General features: G+C 41.8%; 24 protein-coding genes and 1 pseudogene. 13 read left to right on the forward strand and 12 right to left on the reverse strand.

The features are described from left to right. Positions 1-61: 61 nt before the first annotated feature. Positions 62-220, reverse strand: a complete 159-nt coding sequence (locus JCM19039_RS24520) for a hypothetical protein (RefSeq protein WP_193744259.1) — start codon at positions 218-220, stop codon at positions 62-64. Positions 221-420: 200 nt separating this feature from the next. Here JCM19039_RS24520 and JCM19039_RS14905 point away from each other — a divergent pair, with 200 nt between their 5' ends. Then, entirely contained in the window at positions 421-1,086 is a 666-nt protein-coding gene (locus JCM19039_RS14905; protein ID WP_042428584.1) for a hypothetical protein, read from the forward strand. 1,211 nt (positions 1,087-2,297) lie between these two features. On the opposite strand, the gene JCM19039_RS14910 is transcribed toward JCM19039_RS14905, so the two are convergent. The 4 genes from JCM19039_RS14910 to JCM19039_RS14925 form a co-directional block, all read right to left on the reverse strand. Next, positions 2,298-2,687: an ectoine synthase gene (locus JCM19039_RS14910; protein ID WP_042404076.1), complete on the reverse strand. Its 390-nt coding sequence runs from the start codon at positions 2,685-2,687 to the stop codon at positions 2,298-2,300. Positions 2,688-2,773: 86 nt separating this feature from the next. Next, on the reverse strand, positions 2,774-4,039 hold the full coding sequence (gene ectB, locus JCM19039_RS14915) for a diaminobutyrate--2-oxoglutarate transaminase (protein ID WP_042428586.1): 1,266 nt from the start codon (positions 4,037-4,039) through the stop codon (positions 2,774-2,776). 33 nt (positions 4,040-4,072) lie between these two features. Beyond that, entirely contained in the window at positions 4,073-4,588 is a 516-nt protein-coding gene (gene ectA / locus JCM19039_RS14920; protein ID WP_042428589.1) for a diaminobutyrate acetyltransferase, read from the reverse strand. Between the two features lie 667 nt (positions 4,589-5,255). Continuing rightward, on the reverse strand, positions 5,256-6,152 hold the full coding sequence (locus tag JCM19039_RS14925; protein WP_042428592.1) for a TIGR01777 family oxidoreductase: 897 nt from the start codon (positions 6,150-6,152) through the stop codon (positions 5,256-5,258). 93 nt (positions 6,153-6,245) lie between these two features. On the opposite strand from JCM19039_RS14925, the gene JCM19039_RS14930 reads away from it, so the two are divergent. Genes JCM19039_RS14930 through JCM19039_RS14940 form a run of 3 tightly spaced genes read left to right on the forward strand, consistent with a single transcriptional unit; the run spans position 6,246 to position 7,374 of the window. Further along, on the forward strand, positions 6,246-6,608 hold the full coding sequence (locus tag JCM19039_RS14930) for a hypothetical protein (RefSeq protein WP_042428595.1): 363 nt from the start codon (positions 6,246-6,248) through the stop codon (positions 6,606-6,608). An 8-nt stretch (positions 6,609-6,616) separates the two neighbouring features. After that, a complete protein-coding gene (locus tag JCM19039_RS14935) occupies positions 6,617-7,054 on the forward strand; it encodes a RecX family transcriptional regulator (protein ID WP_042428598.1) in 438 nt (145 codons plus the stop codon). A 2-nt stretch (positions 7,055-7,056) separates the two neighbouring features. Beyond that, entirely contained in the window at positions 7,057-7,374 is a 318-nt protein-coding gene (locus JCM19039_RS14940) for a YfhH family protein (protein ID WP_042404092.1), read from the forward strand. A gap of 15 nt (positions 7,375-7,389) precedes the next feature. Here the strand turns inward: JCM19039_RS14940 and JCM19039_RS14945 are convergent, their stop codons facing one another. Beyond that, on the reverse strand, positions 7,390-8,406 hold the full coding sequence (locus JCM19039_RS14945) for a metal-dependent hydrolase (RefSeq protein WP_042428599.1): 1,017 nt from the start codon (positions 8,404-8,406) through the stop codon (positions 7,390-7,392). A 95-nt stretch (positions 8,407-8,501) separates the two neighbouring features. Between JCM19039_RS14945 and JCM19039_RS14950 the strand changes: the two genes are divergently transcribed. Both JCM19039_RS14950 and mutY read left to right on the forward strand, forming a co-directional pair. Beyond that, a complete protein-coding gene (locus JCM19039_RS14950) occupies positions 8,502-8,813 on the forward strand; it encodes a hypothetical protein (protein WP_042428601.1) in 312 nt (103 codons plus the stop codon). A gap of 1 nt (position 8,814) precedes the next feature. Continuing rightward, positions 8,815-9,870, forward strand: a complete 1,056-nt coding sequence (gene mutY / locus JCM19039_RS14955) for an A/G-specific adenine glycosylase (RefSeq protein WP_238545080.1) — start codon at positions 8,815-8,817, stop codon at positions 9,868-9,870. 2 nt (positions 9,871-9,872) lie between these two features. Here the strand turns inward: mutY and JCM19039_RS14960 are convergent, their stop codons facing one another. After that, on the reverse strand, positions 9,873-10,214 hold the full coding sequence (locus tag JCM19039_RS14960) for a hypothetical protein (protein ID WP_042428607.1): 342 nt from the start codon (positions 10,212-10,214) through the stop codon (positions 9,873-9,875). A 68-nt stretch (positions 10,215-10,282) separates the two neighbouring features. Then, positions 10,283-10,591, reverse strand: coding sequence for a hypothetical protein (locus JCM19039_RS14965; protein WP_042428609.1), 309 nt, complete (start codon positions 10,589-10,591; stop codon positions 10,283-10,285). A gap of 107 nt (positions 10,592-10,698) precedes the next feature. Here JCM19039_RS14965 and fabL point away from each other — a divergent pair, with 107 nt between their 5' ends. After that, entirely contained in the window at positions 10,699-11,448 is a 750-nt protein-coding gene (fabL, locus tag JCM19039_RS14970) for an enoyl-[acyl-carrier-protein] reductase FabL (protein WP_042428611.1), read from the forward strand. Between the two features lie 341 nt (positions 11,449-11,789). Further along, positions 11,790-12,314: a DUF402 domain-containing protein gene (locus tag JCM19039_RS14975; protein ID WP_042428613.1), complete on the forward strand. Its 525-nt coding sequence runs from the start codon at positions 11,790-11,792 to the stop codon at positions 12,312-12,314. On the opposite strand, the gene JCM19039_RS14980 is transcribed toward JCM19039_RS14975, so the two are convergent. The 3 genes and pseudogenes from JCM19039_RS14980 to JCM19039_RS22375 all read right to left on the reverse strand — a co-directional run bounded on the left by JCM19039_RS14980 (position 12,311) and on the right by JCM19039_RS22375 (position 15,933). After that, positions 12,311-13,372 carry an aromatic acid exporter family protein gene (locus JCM19039_RS14980; protein ID WP_042428617.1) on the reverse strand — a complete coding sequence of 354 codons (1,062 nt, stop codon included), beginning with the start codon at positions 13,370-13,372 and terminating at the stop codon, positions 12,311-12,313. The two genes, JCM19039_RS14975 and JCM19039_RS14980, sit on opposite strands and share 4 nt — an antisense overlap. Before the next feature lie 23 nt (positions 13,373-13,395). After that, positions 13,396-14,571, reverse strand: a complete 1,176-nt coding sequence (locus tag JCM19039_RS14985; protein ID WP_193744261.1) for a GTPase — start codon at positions 14,569-14,571, stop codon at positions 13,396-13,398. Positions 14,572-14,634: 63 nt separating this feature from the next. Then, positions 14,635-15,933, reverse strand: a pseudogene (locus JCM19039_RS22375) (glutamate-1-semialdehyde 2,1-aminomutase). 119 nt (positions 15,934-16,052) lie between these two features. Here JCM19039_RS22375 and bcp point away from each other — a divergent pair. From bcp to perR, 5 genes are all read left to right on the forward strand, one after another. Further along, a complete protein-coding gene (gene bcp / locus JCM19039_RS15000; RefSeq protein WP_042428625.1) occupies positions 16,053-16,520 on the forward strand; it encodes a thioredoxin-dependent thiol peroxidase in 468 nt (155 codons plus the stop codon). 44 nt (positions 16,521-16,564) lie between these two features. Then, a complete protein-coding gene (locus tag JCM19039_RS15005; RefSeq protein ID WP_255343677.1) occupies positions 16,565-17,476 on the forward strand; it encodes an NAD(P)-dependent oxidoreductase in 912 nt (303 codons plus the stop codon). A 63-nt stretch (positions 17,477-17,539) separates the two neighbouring features. Next, positions 17,540-17,674: a cyclic-di-AMP receptor gene (locus JCM19039_RS25780; protein WP_238545081.1), complete on the forward strand. Its 135-nt coding sequence runs from the start codon at positions 17,540-17,542 to the stop codon at positions 17,672-17,674. 41 nt (positions 17,675-17,715) lie between these two features. Further along, positions 17,716-17,844, forward strand: coding sequence for a hypothetical protein (locus tag JCM19039_RS26645; protein ID WP_255343674.1), 129 nt, complete (start codon positions 17,716-17,718; stop codon positions 17,842-17,844). 91 nt (positions 17,845-17,935) lie between these two features. Next, complete coding sequence (gene perR, locus JCM19039_RS15015; RefSeq protein WP_042428627.1) at positions 17,936-18,382, forward strand: peroxide-responsive transcriptional repressor PerR; 447 nt, start codon at positions 17,936-17,938, stop codon at positions 18,380-18,382. A 42-nt stretch (positions 18,383-18,424) separates the two neighbouring features. Here the strand turns inward: perR and JCM19039_RS15020 are convergent, their stop codons facing one another. After that, complete coding sequence (locus JCM19039_RS15020) at positions 18,425-18,772, reverse strand: DUF2614 family zinc ribbon-containing protein (RefSeq protein WP_304413210.1); 348 nt, start codon at positions 18,770-18,772, stop codon at positions 18,425-18,427. Positions 18,773-19,114 lie beyond the last annotated feature (342 nt).

A 19,114-nucleotide genomic window follows, 5' to 3' on the forward strand; every position in this document is an offset into this window, starting at 1 on the left:
TCTTTTCCAAGTGTGAAACTTAAAGACCCTATGTATTCATCCCCGTCCGTATCAGATGCAATCACGGTTGGTGGTTTGAAACATGAAGAGCGGCGTAATGAATATACTGCACACTTTCCACAAGTGTATCGACCGTGTTTTTTAGTATTTTAGGTTGGTCATTTGTTTTTTCAATATCAGCGACAATTTTAATCGCTGCCAAGTCAGTAGCAATTGACAAGTAAATCCCTCCAATAATTATGCTAATCTCTATTCTATCAAAGGATGGACACGTTCTTGGCTAGTAAGTTTAGGAAATGATGTTCAAAAAAACACTCATATTCAAAAAACGTTCATATATTTCCGTATAGTTCGCTCTGCACATCGTGTACACTAGAGAACAGACAGGGTTTAGGAATTTTGTAATTGGGGGATTTTCCAATGGCAACTGTTTTGTTGACCGCTTTTTTTATTGCAGGGGTGTTTACCGCATATACGACGTTTTTAATGTTTGTTACTTGGCCAAAACGTAAAGAAAATCGCTATAAACACGTGAAGTTCTTCTCTGTGAGTTTTGTTTCTGCAGTCGCTTTGTTCTTTTTGTTCTTCTTTACATCCGACAGTTCTGAATTTATGCCAACCGAAACCATTTATGCTACACCAGATTCCCTTTCAACCGTAGAAGAAAAGGCAACATGGCATATCGTTTCTGAGCTGGGGCAAGTGACCGTAGATAACAATGAAGTGATTCGCGACCTTGATTATGTAACGAACTCAGAAGAAGATTTCACGCAATTATATGCAACGTTAACGACCGAAGATAATGTAACGACAGATTTAATTCGCTCATCAACACTCAATCGATCCGCTCGAGTACTTCAAAGGCTTTCTCAAATTGAAGATGTTGATCTCATTCACTTACAATGGGATTTTTATTATGAACCAGAATTCGGACCTGGAGACTTCGATACGATTGTGAAGATGACCGTTTTTAATGAGCATTTACAAAGTCTAGAATGGGAAGATGTAGGCGACCTGGATGTTGAAGAGATCGCATCTGACTCCTGGGAGAAACCAGAGTTGAGCGTGAGTTCAACGAATAATTAGTTTAAGAGTATAGAAAAACGGGCTGTCTAAAAAGTCTCTAAAGTAAAATCGGAGTATAGATCAAAAGCGATCTGTACTCCGATTTTTGTATGTATGCTCTTTCTGAATATCGTTTTAACGAGCAAGGCATTGTGGGCCATTCCGACTGATGGGAACGAAAAGTAGTGTCTTCTGCGGGACGAGCCTTCGCAGGTCATAAAATCTATATAGAATGAATGAAAGAAATTCATTGGATGCTAGGATGCAGAGATTCCATCGTGATTTCATACAAATGGATCGTTTGACAAAAGCGGAATTACTCCAATGGTTTTTACACTGGGTGGGGCAGGGTATGGTTCGCAATGTTCGTCTAGGTTGCTTTTTAGCGATTTTAGCGCTCATTTCGTAAAACTTGCGCGCAGTTTGGACTAAACTCAACACCTTGCGACCGATCGGTCTCGATTCGGCGTGACTCGGGCCAACAAAATTTGGGTTTTCAAATCAGGGTTCGGGGCAGGGAGTGCGACTCAATTTTCATGGCATTGTATGGACGAATGTTAGCTTCGCTTTGGAACTAGATTGCCGTTCATTTTCTTTAAAGTGCTGAATCTACTTCCATTAACGGAAGTTTGGAAGTAGATGCCGATCAATTGGAATCAGAAAGAGGCAAAACGGTCACATATGAGTGAATCTGATTCCAATCGGTGCTCTTTGGAACTAGGTTGTCCATTCCGCACGGGGATTCCGTCAACTACGGTGGTGCGAATGCAGAAAATTCCCATTAAAAAACCGTTGATAGGAATGTTAAATTTTTAACAAGCAAAATTATGAGTGTACGCCTTACAATTCCCCCTTGCTATGCACAGTGCAAGGGGGAGGGCTAAAATCTTACCATATCACCTTCCTATGGTAAGATCTCTCTTCTTTTCCGCACCGAAGTGTTGCAAATCCTACCATAGAAACTGGAAATCTCACCATAGAACAAACAATGGTAAATTTTAGCTAATTCGGCTTGCTAAAGGGAAAGAATCCTACTATAGTCAGGAGCCACTCTAAAGTTTCTATGGAAAAGCGCCAAGTCATTAAAAAAGCGTAGTGCTATCTACACGACTTGTTCACAACAGCCCAACCTATTTCGGTTATCCAGTTCCAAATTCTCATCGACTAAAAAGAGGCTGTGCCCAAGGTCTATTCTGAGATCTTGAGGGACAGCCCCTTTTTTATAGCAATACTTATTCGTCTAAATCAGCAGGGTAGACTCCGTTTTCATCATGAATCTCACGACCACTAAGTGGAGGATTAAATACACACACCATTCTTGCGTCTTCAATCCCGCGTAGTAAATGCTCATCATGCTCGTCCAAAGCATAAAGTGTTCCCGCTTTGATTGTATGCACTTTGTTGTCGCTTAACGTGACGACTTCTGCGTGACCTTCAATGCAATAAACGGCTTCTAAATGGTTTTGGTACCAAATGTGAGTTTCTGTACCTGCACGAATAATCGTGTCATTTACAGAATAGCCCATGCCATCTTTTTTCGAGATGAGACGACGGCTTACCCAATTCCCACCTTCTACTTCTTTATCTGTACCTAGAATATCTTCTAACTTAACAACTTTCATGTTGAGTCCTCCTTGACTTGATTAACTAACGATTTAAGAAATGAAAAAAAAGAGGAGATCATCTCCTCTTTCTTGAGTAGATGGAGTTACGCCAAAGCTTTCTCGATGGCGACATCTAGTTTGTCGAGCCCGTTTTGAAGTCCTTCTTTATCAATAGTTAATGGTGGGAACAGCTTAAATACCTCATCATTCGGTCCAGCCGTTTCCATAATTAAGCCCTCTTCAAAAGCCATTTCGGCTACTTTGGAAGCGAGGTCTGGAATGTCCGTTCGAATTCCTTGGATAAATCCTCGACCTTTTAACTTCCCTTCAAGTGCAGGGTATTTCTCTATCATCGCGCTTAAAAAGTCTGTAATCATCGCAGATTTCTCTTTGATTCCTTGTTCGAACGCTGGATCTTTCCAGTAGTCTAGCGCTGCTGTTGCGGTAACGAAGGCTAAGTTGTTCCCTCTAAATGTACCGTTATGCTCACCTGGTGCCCATTTGTCTAGTTCAGGGCGGAAGAGGGTGAGTGCTAGAGGTAGGCCGTACCCTCCAATTGATTTGGAAAGACAAACAATATCAGGTTTAATGCCTGCCGGCTCGAAGCTAAAGAATGAGCCTGCTCGCCCGACACCCGCTTGAATGTCGTCGACAATGAGTAGAGCACCAATGTCTTTTGCGACTTTCTCAATTTCTTGGAGCCATTCGATGCTGGCCGCATTAAGTCCACCTTCACCTTGAACGGTCTCTAGAATAAGTGCAGCTGGCGCGTCTACGCCACTCCCATTCGTGTCGAGGAAACGACGAATGTACTTTATTTGCGTTTCAACTGGCTCATCCACATAACGGTCATATGGCATGACGGTTGCGTTAGATAATGGCACGCCTGCGCCTTTACGCTTAAAGTCATTTGACGTTACGGCAAGAGAGCCGAGTGTCATTCCATGGAAGCCATTTGTGAAACTGACGACGTTTGTTCGTCCTGTAATCTTTCTTGCGAGTTTAAGGGCACTCTCGACGGCGTTCGTCCCCGTAGGTCCAGGAAACATCACTTTATAAAAGAGATCTCTAGGCTCTAGAATCGAAGATTGGAAAGTCTGTAAAAATTCACGCTTTGCTTTAGAAGCCATATCGAGGGAATGACTAATTCCATCTTCTTGAATATATTGAATCAATTTCTCTTTCATATAGTCATCGTTATGACCGTAGTTCAATGCACCTGCACCGGAGAAAAAATCAATATATTCTTTGTTATCTTCGTTGTAAAGTTTGTAGCCTTTTGCTTTGTGAAATACTGTTGGAAAACTTCTGCTGTAACTTCTAACCTCAGATTCTAGTTCTTCAAATACATTCATGGTGTTTGTTGTCATTGCGGGTATGATCCCCTTTCAGTTATACCAATATTATTTCTCGCGCAAAATCGGACCAATTTTGAAGGAAAGCTCTGCTTCATGTTGGTCTCCCGGGAACAAGTCTTCGGAGAAGCATTCCGACACGTGACAAGCTGTGTCGTTCTTTCTCGCTAATCGCCGGAACAGCTTTTGCGAAGCGTCGTTCGATGGGGTTACAGTTGCTTCAAGATATTGAACTTCTGAGCATGCTGTACGTTCAAGCATTTCATTAAGCATTCTAGATGCGAGGCCACGGCCACGTTGAGAACCATCAACGCCGACTTGCCAAACAAATACTGTATCTTGACGTTCAGGCAATATAAAACCTGTAACAAATCCTACAAGTTCATCATTTTCTTTAACGACAACACATGTTTCAGAGAAGTATTCAGCCATCATCAGATACTTATAAGAAGAATTCAAATCCAACCCTAACTTCTTAGCCAATTCCCACATGCGTGCGCCATCTTCTACTGTTGGTTTAGAAAAAACCAGGGCTTCTTTCTCCGTAATTGGAGTTACAGCCATATTCTATCATCACCTTCTAATTTAATTTACCTACCTGCTCTTCCATAACCGATATCTGCGTCGTTTAAACCACTTTTTAGATAACAATTGCGGAAAAGTATTGTTAGATACGTATCAAATTGCCTACGTTATAATGATAAGTATGTTCTGATAAAAGATCAAACGGCTTTAAATGTGCTGAGAAGCGATTAATTCCGTTTAAGCGTAATCGCGTGCTCTCGCTTCATGGTTCAATACGTATTGCTACCGATTCGAACAGAATGCTCATATGTATAATAAGATTATGACAAAATGCACCAATAAATCGCTGTGAAAGGCGGATCTTGCCAGGTGTTGTGGTGCTGATCAACGTTTTGGAGGCGATTGAAGAGTGTGAGAAGGTATATATCCGCATTTCAACATTGTTAAGCCTCGATCTAGGAAGTGGGGATTTTTGAAATACTTATCTGTGTAGTTTGTGGTAAAGGAGGGTGTAGCGTAAGCCTGTTGAGGAACGGTTTGTATTCATAAGTACTCAGCATTTGCAGTTAGTAAAATATCCGAATACCGAAGCCTCAATAGTGAAACAAAAATATAATGAACTTTAAAGATTATAGTTTTCATTTAGGGGGCGTATCTTTCCTGAATCTAATGGTGCCTAGAAGTCCGTGTTCTAGGCACCATTTTGTCACTTGAAAATATCTCGCAGTGCGCTCTCTAACGTTGGGTAATGGTATGTGTAGCCGAATTGTTCTGTTTGTGTCGGTACGACACGTTGCCCTTTAACGACAAGGTCACTCATTTCTCCGAGCATTAATCGCAACATAAATCCAGGAACCGGTAACCAATGAGGGCGTTTTAACACTGTTCCCATTGTTTTCCCGAAATCTTTCATTTGCATGGGTTCTGGGGCGGTAAGGTTCATGACTCCCCGGCACTGTTCGTTCAGAAGTGCATACAAAATCATTTCTGCAGCATCTTCATGATGCACCCAAGAATACCACTGTTTTCCATTCCCAATTGGTCCCCCGAAACCTAAACGATAAGGAAGCATCATCTTCGGCAGTGCACCGGTAGACTTGTCTAAGATAAGCCCCATTCGACCAATAACTAGCCTCGTAAGGTCATCCGCTTTTTGGGCTTCTTTCTCCCACTCCATACAAACTTCTTGGAGGAAATAAGGTTCCGCTGGTCTGCTTGATTCATCAAAAGTCTTTGTTTCCGAGATGCCATAATACCCTATGGCTGATGTGCTGAAAAACACTGAAGGAGCTTTCGGCAAGGCTTTCATAATACGTACGCACTCACGAGTAGCGTCAATACGGCTGTTAAGAATGGCTTTCTTATGATCCCTTGTCCACGCTTTGCTAATCGAAGCCCCAGCAAGATTTACAATCGCATCCACATTTTCCAACGATTCTTCAGGGTGAGAACCGTCTAACCAGTTCACATATTGAACGGATGGCTCGTTCTGTTTGTTTTCGCTGTTTCTTGTTAAAATGGTTACAGCATGTCCTTGTTCGGTTAGTTTTCTCGTGAGGATTGATCCGGCCAGCCCGGTTCCTCCGCTTATGACTACGTGCAAAATGCTCAACCTCCCATATGTTAAAACGTTACGAATCGTTATATGTCCCTTTACCCTTCATAGCTTCTACTCTAATCTCAAAAAGGAGAAGAAATGAAAATAACAAAGATTTCCATCCAAAAAAACAATAAAGAACGCTATAATGTTTTCGGCTCTCTTAACGGACAACAAGAGCAGTTTGTTTTTGGGGTTCACGAATCTGTACTTATTAAGCATCGGCTTCAAAAAGGGACGACACTTACAGATGGACAGATGAAAGAAATTCAAGAAGAAGATCAACTAGCATTTGCTAAGTCGTATGCATTATCTTACGTAAGCCGGAAAATGCGTACGGAAACAGAAGTTGAAAACGTTTTGGTTGATCAAGAAGTACCAATGCAAATGATTGGAGAAGCGATCGCCTATATGAAGGAACGCGGTATATTAACGATGAAGAATATGCCCGTTCTTATGTGAACTATACGATGAGTACAACCTATAAAGGACCGAATCGGATTAAGATGTATCTCCAAGATAAAGGCGTGAAAGACCAATGGATTCAACGTGCGTTGAAAATTTATACGTACGATCAACAGCTTGAGACAGCCCGGACTGTCGTAAATAAAAATGACCGAGTCGATCGTGATAGTATACAAATGCGCAAGAAGAAGCATACCGACCGGCTAACGAGGCAAGGGTTCACTTTTGATGTTATTCAAGAAGCGCTCGCTCAATTTGACTGGGACCGAAGCGACGAAACAGTGGCACTAGAGAAGATTGCCGAGAAACAGTTAAGAAAGCTACAACGTAAGTACGAAGGACGGGAATTGGAGCAAAGATTCACTCAACAGTTGATGCAAAGAGGATTTCAATATCAAGAGATTCAAGCGTATCTAAATAAACAAACCGATATGGAGGAATAGTCATGGAGCAAAGATATGGAGATATGACCCGTCAAGAATTATTAAGGGAAGTGGCAGACTTAAATGAACGCGCCCAAAAAGCAGAACAAAAAGGGATGGTTAGTGAATTTGCCGTCCATGCACGAAAGAAACTAATTGCACAATCTTATTTGTTAGATAAAAAGCAATATGTACCTGGACAACGTTACCGGATTGAAGGGGAAGAAGAGAGTCGTTTATTAATTTCGTATTTAAAAGGGGTTTTTGCGTGGGGGTACCGTGATGGGGAAACAGAAATGACAGCGATTCCCATCTCTTTGTTAATACGAAACGAAACGTGAGTGGCACTTGGCCACTCACGTTACATTAATTAATTCTGCTTTCTTTTGATTCTTTCTCGTTGATTGTTGCAGCTTGTTCTCAAGTTTATTCTGGTTGTAAATCCATCCAGTAAATGAGCCAAGTATTTTTAGTTGTTCATTTAATCTTACAACCGTGACGAATGGATAATACCCGCCTGAACGATAGCGAAGGTCTGTGAATTCGACTTCATATCCGTAAGGCTTTTCTTTCACATTCCAGCGATAAGCTGGGGAGAAACTAAGAAAAGCGATGAGGTTTTTGTCCTTCAATGCGGCAACGAGAACACGATCTTGAGGGATCGGTTCAAAAGGATAACTTTCTAAATAACGGATATTGCGGTTTTTGTACGTAGCAACATGCAGATGATTTCTCGTACGAATGACCAAGTGATACTCGGACCAACGAATGGTCGGGGAGATAAACACATGGCTCGCATGTGGGTGACGTTTCCGTGCTGTTCGTACAATGCGGTTTCGGACATGAATTCTCCACATGTAATAAATGACAAGTACCGCATAAATGATTAAGAATGTTATGCCTGGGTGAGCGTCGAACATCCACAGTATAATTCCTAGCAAATGGGCGCCGAATAAAAATGGATCAAAAATATTAATGGCACCTAATGCAATCCACTTATTCTTAATTGGAGCGAGTGCTTTCGTACCATAAGCGTTAAAGATGTCAACAAAAACGTGAACACCTACAGCAATGAGCGTCCAAATCCAAAGATGAAGCAGATTGGCAGCGGGTACAAAAGTAAATATCACAACCGAGATCAAAACCGACCACAATAAAACTGCAGGCAACGAGTGGGTAGCCCCACGATGGTTTTTTATATAGGTTGCATTGTTTCTCATCTTTAAGACGGTATCTAAATCAGGTGCTTGAGAGCCGAGCATAATGCCGACAACGGCAGCTCCAAATGTCACTTGATCTTGTGCAACGACTGGGTCAAGCGTGGCAAGTCCGCAAAGTCCAACCCCCATGACCACGTGCGTAGCTGAGTCCATACCCGGCATTTCCTCCTTTTGAAAGCCATTATCATATTTTACACTAGCAAAAAAACTGAAAACCGTAAACTATCATTCAGGAGTGTTTACTAACAATGAAACAAAATGTAAGTGTTTTTATTGAATACAAAGTCGTGAACCGCCCGGAGCAATACGAAATACTGATGCAACAAATATCTAAGGAGCTACTAACGGCATATGACGCGAGTCATCATCGTTGGTTTCAAGCAGCTGACCAGCCAGGTCTATACGTGGAGTGGTTAGAAGTCGCGAACAAAGCGACTTATGAGAGGATAAAAAGCGAACGTAGAGACCGTGATCATCCTGTATTTGGTCAACTTGCAGCCCACATACACAAACCATTAGAAACGATAAACTGTTGGGCTTTTAATGAAAAGAGGCTTTAGAATGAATGAATTTAATGTTGGAGCATTTAACAACGCATTGTTATCATGGTATGAAAGAGAGAAGCGCACGTTACCGTGGCGTGAAGGAAGAGACCCGTATCATATTTGGGTTTCGGAAATCATGTTGCAGCAGACGCGCGTCGATACTGTCATTCCTTACTACGAGAACTTCATCTCTAAATTCCCAACCGTGACGGAACTTGCTAATGCTGATGAAGAAGATGTACTCAAAGCTTGGGAAGGGCTCGGTTATTATTCTCGAGTGAAAAATTTACAGTCAGCAGTGCGTGAAGTCCGTACAAACTACGGCGGAGTTGTTCCAAACGATCCTGTTGAATTTGAGCAACTCAAAGGCGTAGGCCCTTATACGAAAGGGGCTGTCATGAGTATCGCTTATGATTTAAAAGTGGCGGCAGTTGATGGAAATGTGATGCGCGTGCTCGCTCGTGTATTTGATATACATGAGGACATCAGTAAACAAAAAACACGTAAGAAATTTGAAGAAATCGTTCAGCAAATGTTAGAAACAGCGCCGCCTGCAGACTTTAATCAAGCATTAATGGAATTAGGAGCACTCGTATGCAAACCGAGAAACCCTGATTGTACAGTGTGCCCAGTAGCAACCGAGTGCCGAGCTCTTCAAACAGGAACGGTTCATGAACTTCCAGTAAAAGCGAAAAAGGCGAAGCCACGGCAATCCGGTATTCATAGTGCAATTCTTGTTGACGAGAATGATCGAGTGTTGATTGAAAAACGACCGTCTACAGGGTTGCTTGCCGATTTATGGCAGTTCCCGTCTGTTGAGGAAGAAAAATCGTTATCCGCTTTTTTAGAAGAGCGTTACGGATTAAAACCACAACTGCAAAAAGAGGAAGAAACGTTTCGGCACGTGTTCTCACACCTCATCTGGACGGTTACCCCTTTTACTGGTTATATAGATGAAAGAGATATACCCTACAGTTCTAAAGAGGCAATGTGGGTACACAAAGACGAACTACATCGGTATAGCTTTCCAGTCGTGCACCAAAAAATCAAAAAGCATTTCGTTGGTGTATAATACTATTCGTCATTACTCATTAAGGTTGGCTTCATGCTCTCCATTTGTTCTCTTGTTTCATGGGTGCCAAGAGCATAAATCTTCTTGTACACTTCGTTTAAGCCATGTTGCATTTCCGCACCATCATCAACGGTGTATTTTTCATTAAAGTGTCGAAATGTAAATAAGTCTTGCAACTCCATATCGTGAGCTTGCACTTCTTTTAACAGTGTGCGAAGTTCTTGAACTTCTGTGTCACTGGCTTCGATCTCGAACTGTATAAGTCCACTGTCTTCAATATGAGTGACAGCTAAATCATCCATACTAATCGGATTTAAGTTCACATAATACGTTGTTTTCTCCACACTAACCACTCCTTTTATTAGCAGTTACTATGCCACAAAAAGGGAAGGTTATGTGCCGTCGAGAGTGGTTATTTTTTCAACTCGGCTAATAAGTCTTTCGTTTCCTTCGTCCCGTACTGTTGGAGCAATGCGTACAACGAGCCAATTTCGTTTTCCGTCGCTTCTTTATCACGATCTGCCTTTCTTTCATTAAAAAAGGTGAGTACATCTCCGCCTTCAAGATCGTGGTTTTGAATGGCAATCAGTGTTGATTCAAGCTTGTGGCGTTCTTCAGGAGTGACTAAGACTTCATATTGAATTGTATTATCATCCACTTTAATGTCAGAAAGCGTCAACATGCTTTGGTCTAATGTGACGTAGAATTTTTCTCGTTCCATAGTTGAAAACCCCATCTCAATAAATGTTGTTTCGTTCACTAATACCCATATTTGAATGTCGTTAATCTAAAAATCAATATATAATCAATCTGAGGAGGATGATGGACATGGAACAAAAAGTAGCACTTGTGACAGGATCAAGTCGAGGAATTGGGAAGTATACAGCCATTCAATTAGCTAAAGCAGGATACGATGTGGTCGTTCACTACGCAAGAAGTAAAAAAGAAGCTGAACAAACCGCTGAAGAAATAAAGTCCATTGGGCAAGATGTTTTGATGGTGAAAGCGAATCTAAACGATACTACAAAAATTGATGATTTATTTAACCAAATTGAAGCGCACTATGGTAGGTTAGATGTGCTCGTAAACAATGCGGCGTCAGGGGTATTAAAGCCGGCTATGGAACTTACTGAAAGCCACTGGGACTGGACGATGAACATTAACGCGAAAGCGATGCTATTCTGTGCGCAAAAAGCGGCACCACTTATGCAGAAAACAGGTGGAGGGAAAATTGTTAGCGTGTCATCATTAGGGTCCATTCGAGTGTTAGAAAACTATACCGCCGTCGGTGTATCTAAATCAGCGGTGGAGTCACTCACAAGATACTTAGCAGCTGAATTTGCATCCATGAATATTCGTGTGAATGCCGTGTCAGGTGGGGTCGTTGATACAGACGCGTTAAAGCACTTTCCAAATCGTGAAGAATTACTTTCTAGTTCTGGTGAGAAAACGCCAGCAGGGCGAATTGTTGAGCCAAAAGACTTGACCGACACGATGATGTTCCTTCTTTCTGATGAAGCAGAAATGATTCGCGGCCAAACGATTATTGTCGACGGTGGGATTTCTCTTTTAATGTAATTTTAAAAGATGTGTATATTACACTACTACACGGGCACCTTAAGCCGTGTGGAGGTGATAGCTATGCCAAAGAAACAAAACCAACAACAAAACCAACAAACAACAAGACCAGCAACAACAAAATCAAAACTATCAACAAGAATTTGCGAATGAAACAGATGCGCAAGAAGTTCAGCAACAAAACCAAAAATCTAAGCAAAAAAATCAACAAAACAACCAACAGCAATAAGGTTGAAGACGGGAGCGTCCATTACGGATGGCTCCCGTTTTTTAATGTTTATGAGAGGGGACAGACCGTGTATAATCGGGAAGTATAAGAGTACTGGAAATGAGGAGATGTAATGTTGCCAATCGAAGGAGATACAATAGAAATTAGAAGTTATAAACATAATGGAAGTCTCCATCGTGTTTGGGAGCAATCGACGGTCTTAAAAAGTACATCACAAGAAATTATCGGTGGCAACGACAAAATTATTGTCCAAGAAGGTAGTGGCCATGCGTGGCGGACGAGAGAACCGGCGATTTTCTATTTTCATCATCAAAAGTGGTTCAATATCATCGCAATGATTCGCAATAACGGAATTTATTACTATTGCAATATCGGCACACCTTGCGCTTATGATTCAGAAGCTTTGAAATATATCGATTACGATCTGGATATTAAAGTATATCCAGACAATAGCATGCAGCTCCTTGATGAGGACGAATACGAGGAACATCGAAAACTGATGAAATACCCCTTCGACATTGAACAGAAAGTTGCCGAAGGGGTAGGGGAATTAAAATCATGGATATATCAAGGTAAAGGACCATTTCAGGCTCAATTCGTTGAGCATTGGTACGAGCAATTTCTTTTGCATCGCTAATTGTCATCAGGATTATGATAACTGAAGAAGCTTTCAACGAGGCGATCTAAGTGTTCCAAACGCTGATTATATTCAACGATGTGAGACACAATCGGTAGGAGGCTTAACCATTCATCCCGACTAACTTCTTTATAATCGTAAGAGTCCATAAAAGAGTCTGTCAGTGATATGTTACCTTCATCGACTTCCTCGGCCATCGTCTCAGTCATTTGCGTGTTTACTTTCCCATCATATCTCATCAATATGCGTTCGTGGTAATTTGTCAGATGGTCTAATTGTTGCTGAATAAGTCGCTGCATCTGTTCAGGCAAATGATGATAAGCGTTCTCTCTGTCGTCCAAATACGATAGGATGCCAATTTGTTCTTTGTTTACACTAATCATTTCCCGGAATAGGACGAGCTTTCGTGCTTTATTGAACTTGTTTTTTTGGAAATAGTTTCTTTCTTCCTTGTAGAGCAAATACATCTGGTCCATTTCAACGAGTTCTTCTTTTGAAGCTTCAAGGTCTTTTCTTCTGGATTGAATGTTTGTGTCATGTCGTGTCGTTAATCGAATCCACCTCGACGTATTTTCCGCCATTGAAGACACTTTCTTGTACAACTTCTCTTCGTATTTCGGCGGTATAAACAACAAGTTAATGAGAAATGCAGAGAAGACTCCAACCATAATGAGACCAAAGCGAGAGAGAGAATACAATACGTATTCATCGTTAGGAGCACTGCCCATAATGATAATGATTGTGACTAACGTTACTGGAATGGTTGAGGACTCCAAATTCATCTTCATAATGATGGCAATGGCAAGCATGACGACGACACCGATGACAAAGGGTTCGTGACCAAATGCTAAACCAAATACAATCGCAAGAATTGCACCAATTACATTTGCCTGCAGTTGTTCAAGGATGGTCTGGTACGTCTTATATATGGAAGGTTGAATTGCAAAAGCTGCCGTTAAACCGGCAAAGAATGCAGGTTCCAACCCTAGCCACTCCGCCGCATACAAGGCGAGCATGATGGCTAAACCTGTTTTAAAGATCCGGGCGCCTAATCGCATAGGCAGCGGCGCTCCTTTCGTAACTAATCCAATGGATGTTCAGCGTTTTTTTCATACATTTTCTTTGCTTCCTCTGCCGGTTGCCTTTCTATGAAGTAGAGGATGGCAGCTTTCGATAACCCCCAAGTCGCAGTGGCGGCTAAAGTTCCTGACACTGCGTGTCCGGCAACAGGAAAGACAAGTTTACTCAAGGATCTAGACAGTTGTCGAAAAGCAAAGGCAGTACCGACATTGGCTCCGACAGCTCCAAGAAACTCAACGAGCGTTTTTCGGTTTAACTTACGACCAGATATATAGGCAATAGAAGCGACCATAGACAGTTGGATACTCGTAATGACCGGTAAGTCAGCAAGGGGTATCGGTTGTGCTCCTACGCCTAAGGAAATAGCGGAAGCGCTTTTCCCGATCGTCTCAGCGATTTTTACTTGTATAGATTTTGCTTTCGTAATGCGTGCCCACTCCATCCACGTGTTATTGGGCAGCTGTTCGAGCAAAAAATCAATAAGACGGGGAATGTTCCATCTACGGTCATACACAATCCTTCCATTTTCAAACGCTAGGTAAGCGCAAACAGGCAATACGCCAGCGATGTCGTTAAACTGATTGGCTAATAACTTCTCTAAATGGGCTGTTGCTTGTTGAATCGCTCGCTGTTTGGACTCTCCAAATGGAGGAGTATGATCGTATATCGGATCTAATTCATCAACTTGGGTTACAATTCCCACGATCGGTGGAACGTAATCATGCTTTTCTTTAATTTGCTGTTGTAGTGCTTTTAGTTGCACGATGTCTTCTTGAATGCGACTGTCAACTTCTTTTGCTTTAATTAAAAACAAAATTGCATCTGGATATTTGTTTGCTAACGCTTCTTCCCACGTTCGTTCTTCGCTCATTTGAAAGCGGTCAGAAGCTCCTTCGCCAAAGCCTCTCGTATCTAAAACTTCCATTAAAGTCTCGTTCGTTTTATCTGTATACGTATGCCAAGAAGCACGTTCAGTTTCAGCAGTTACACTGCCTACATCCGCAACTTGATCTTGAAAAATTGCATTAATGAGTGTGGATTTGCCTGCCCCTCTGCGGCCAACGATTGCAAACTTTGGAGGCCGTGTATCGACGAGTAGGTCTTCCAGCTTTTCGATCTCTGGAAGCACTTTTTGTTTAATGTTGGCAGGCAATTTTGGCACAAGTCGATCGCGCATCATCCGAAGTGATTTGTCAAACTCAAGGCGTTGGTCATCTGGTTCATTGTCATCACACTCTTCTCAGTTTGTTTTTAATTCACCCATTGCTTCATGGACAACCGCAATTGTATCCTGAATGTCTTGCTCCGTATGAGCGGTTGTTAAGAACCAAGCTTCATATTTTGATGGGGCTAGATGTACCCCGCGTTTAAGTAAAGCGTGGAAAAAGGCTGAGAATTTTTCGGTATCGGTGTTGGAAGCATCGTCGTAATTCTCGATGCTCGTTTGGGTAGTAAAGTATACAGTCAGTGCCCCGACGAGTCGATTGATAACGATATTGACGCCATGATCATTTGCCGCGTTTCGAATCCCTTCTTCTAATAGTCTACCCAAATGATCCAAATGTGAATAGGTCCCTGGTAGTTCTAATACTTCAAGGCATGCAATTCCTGCGCTTATTGATGCGGGATTTCCAGCCATTGTCCCGGCCTGATATGCAGGTCCGTTCGGAGCAATTTGTTCCATAATATCGACGCGGCCTCCATAAGCTCCGATCGGTAAACCGCCACCGATAATTTTGCCAAAAGCGGTTAAGTCAGGTTTTACACCTAAAAGGTCTTGAGCGGCCCCGTAATGAAAGCGAAAGGCCGTAATAACTTCATCATAAATGACGAGTGCACCTGCATCATGCGCCAGACGATTCACTTCTTCTAGAAAACCTTCTTTTGGTTCTACAATGCCGAAATTTCCTACAATCGGCTCAACGAGAACAGCAGCAATATCATCTCCGAAAGCGTCTAGCGCTTTTTTTTAGCGATACGCTGTCATTAAAAGGGACTGTAATGACTTCTTTAGCAATATTCTCTGTAACACCAGCCGAATCTGGTGAGCCTAACGTTGATGGGCCAGAGCCTGCTGCTACAAGAACTAGGTCAGAATGGCCGTGATAACAGCCTGCGAATTTAATGATTTTATTTCTTCCTGTGTAGGCTCTTGAGACGCGAATCGTCGTCATTACAGCTTCCGTTCCTGAATTAACAAAGCGTACTTTCTCAAGAGAAGGGATGGCTTGTTTTAGCTTTTTTGCAAAAGTGTTCTCAAGAGCGGTCGGCGTCCCGTATAACACGCCATTTTCCGCTGCAGTTGGATCGCCTTTGTAATATGAGGGTGTGCGTGTCCAGTTACGAGCGGACCGTAAGCGGCAATATAATCAATGTAACGATTTCCGTCTACATCATATAGGTAAGCGCCGGCTCCTCGCTCCATCGTAATGGGTGTGCCACCACCAACCCCTTTAAATGAGCGTGATGGACTGTTTACGCCACCGACGATATGTTCATTCGCTTCTTGATAATGTTTTTTTGATGTTTCAATGTTCATCGTGATCAACCTCCACATGTGTTCTACTGTTAGTTTACCATTCAATGATTCGACAAACACGAAAAACGAGATCATAATATGAGGTAGAGGTTACTATATAGAGAATGGAGCGATTGAACATGGACTTAACAAATCAAACGGCACCAGAATTTTCACTTGAAGCACATGATGGAACACGTGTATCTCTGAGTGATTATAAAGGCAAATACATTGTTTTGTATTTCTACCCAAAAGATATGACACCAGGATGTACAACCCAGGCGTGTGACTTTAGGGATGCACTTCCAGCATTAAATGATACAGGGGTTGTCGTTCTTGGCGTCTCACCTGATTCAGTGGATCGGCATGTGAAATTTGTTCAAAAGCATGACCTGCCCTTTTTATTAATAGCGGACCCAGAAAAACAGGCCGCAGAAAAATACGGGGTATGGCAATTGAAAAAGAACTTTGGAAAAGAGTACATGGGCATCGTGCGCTCCACGTTCGTCATTAGTCCTGAAGGAGAAATTCTTAAAGAATGGCGTAACGTTCGTGTCAAGAATCATGTAGCGGACGTACAAGCGTTTATAGAGTCCGTGCAAAAATGAGGGGCCAAACAAAAGTTGTTCTCACTGGGACATTGCCGAAGGCTATGTACGATGATTTAACACACAAGTTTCCCGAAGTTTATTTTCTTATGTTTGAAAGTCAAGAAGATGCGGACAATGAATTGAAGAGTGCTGACGTTTTGTTTGCCTTAGGCAAGGGGCCGTCTGAGGACGTCATTAAAGATGCAGAAAATCTAAAGTGGTTAATGACGATTTCAGCAGGTGTTGACCAACTTCCCCTCCGTGCACTCCAAAAGCGTGGAGTGAAGGTTACAAACGCCAAGGGAGTTCATGAAGTTCAGATGGGCGAATATGCGATGCATGCTATGTTAGATTATGCACGAAGTGCAAAGAGAACCGTACAATATCAAACAGAAGGTTTATGGCAAAAACCTGACATGATGGAACTTTACGGAAAACACGTTCTTTTTCTCGGTACGGGAGCGATTGCAAAAGCGATTGTTCATCGTGCAACCGCTTTTGGTATGACATGTAGTGGTGTGAATACGAGCGGTAAACAAGTTACTGAATTTCAAGACGTTATGAGGTTTAATAAAGCGGGTCGTCTCGTAAGCGAAGCAGATTTTGTTATTAATTTGTTACCGCTCACGGAAAACACAACTTGTTTAATTGATCATGACTTTTTTGCTCAGATGAAATCTTCAGCAGTCTTTATTAATCTTGGTAGGGGAAAGACTGTCGTGGAGGAAGATTTGGTAAGTGCAGTTAACAATCAGTCAATTGCGCATGCATATTTGGATGTGTTTCATGAAGAACCATTACCAAAAGAGCACCCTTTCTGGCAACATGAACGAGTGCGTATTACCCCACACTTAGCAGGCATATCTGAACATTATGTTGAAAGACTGTTGCCGATTTTTACTCACAACCTTCATGTCTTTGAAACCGGAGAAGGATTATGGCGGAATGAAGTAAATATTAATGAAGGTTATTAATGAGCGTTTTTGATATAATAGAAGAAAGAATGATTGGACGGACAGTAGAATGGAGGTTGTGTTATGAAATTGCTCGTTTGCATCATTAATGATGTTTACAGAGACCACTTAGAAAAAGTATTGCAAAAAGCGGGTTATCGAGTGACCGAACTTGCCAGCAGTGGTGGATTCTCCGAAAGGGCAATACAACGTTCCTGATTGGTTTTAAAGATCAAGACTTACAGGAGCTGAACAAAACGATGCAAAAAGCATGCGAAGAGTTAGAGAAGAAAAAGAAAATAGATGTGAATAGCAAGTATCGCTACACGTCGTTTATCATGAATGCTTCTCAAAATGAAGAGTGGGCTTCCCGCTTTAATAATGCATAAAACCCTTGTGTTGACAAGTTTTTTAGTGTCCGTTACACTAAATTATAAGAATTACAATGTAATAACTGGTCTATGAAAGTGGGTGCAGGCGATGACAAACGAACGCCTTCAGCACGCGGTTGAGTCATTAAAGAAGACAAAAGTTCGTATGACACCGCAGCGTCATGCTATTTTAGAATTCTTATTTGAGACAATGACGCATCCTACAGCTGATGAAATCTACAAGGCGCTTGAGGGCAAGTTCCCGAACATGAGTGTAGCCACAGTATATAATAATTTGCGAGTGTTTAAAGAAGCGGGGATCGTAAAGGAACTCACATATGGAGATTCTTCGAGCCGATTTGATTCAATTACGAACAATCATTACCATATTATCTGTAATGATTGTGGGAAGATTGTAGACTTCCACTATCCTGCGTTAGATGAAGTAGAAACACTTGCAGAACATGTGACGAATTTTGAAGTGAAATCTCATCGCATGGAGATATATGGGAAATGCCCGCAATGTAGAAGTGAGCAGAATGTCGTTCATAGTTAGATGCAAATAAAAAAGAAGGAGCCCGATTCGAGCTCCTTCTTTTTATTTGGGTTGAAATGATTTGCGGTTATATCTTGGATCGAGCTCTTTGCCTTCAAGAGACTTGTCAACGGTGAGAGGTTCATTGCAATGCATACAGGCATCTACCCGTCCGAGTATTTTTGTATCTTTTTCACAGCTAGGGCATGTGACTTGAATGGTTTTCATCGACTGCATGCCAATCCATAAGTAAACAAGAGCACTCGACATCACAGATAAGAAGCCGATAATCATCGCGATCGACATTAAGATTGGATTTTCTCTAAACACAAAAATCGCAATGTACATAATGAAGATCCCAATAAATATAAGCGCCATTGCAAATGTACGAATTCGGTTAATCTTCGCCACCAATAATACCTCCTGGCTTGTATTCACAATTTGTCCATTTGATTATATCATATAAGAGTGTGGCGACGGAGTGAAAGGAATATGAACGTTTGAAAATTAATTCTAAAAAATCATTGACTCATTGTAGAAGCTCATGGTAAATTATTAAGCGTCGCTAAAACAGCGCACGCAAAAACACTCAAAACTTAACTTCTAAAAAGTAGTTGACGGTGTAACGGAACACATGATAAATTAGATAACGCCCGCAAGAAATGGTGGAAAACAACGAAAAAAGAATTAAACAAAGTCGTTGACACCGGGCGGTGAAAGTGATAAGATAGAAAAGTCGCCAAAACAGCGACA

It is taken from the genome of Geomicrobium sp. JCM 19039, from assembly GCF_000698145.1.
Taxonomy (GTDB): Bacteria; Bacillota; Bacilli; order Bacillales; family Marinococcaceae; genus Geomicrobium_A.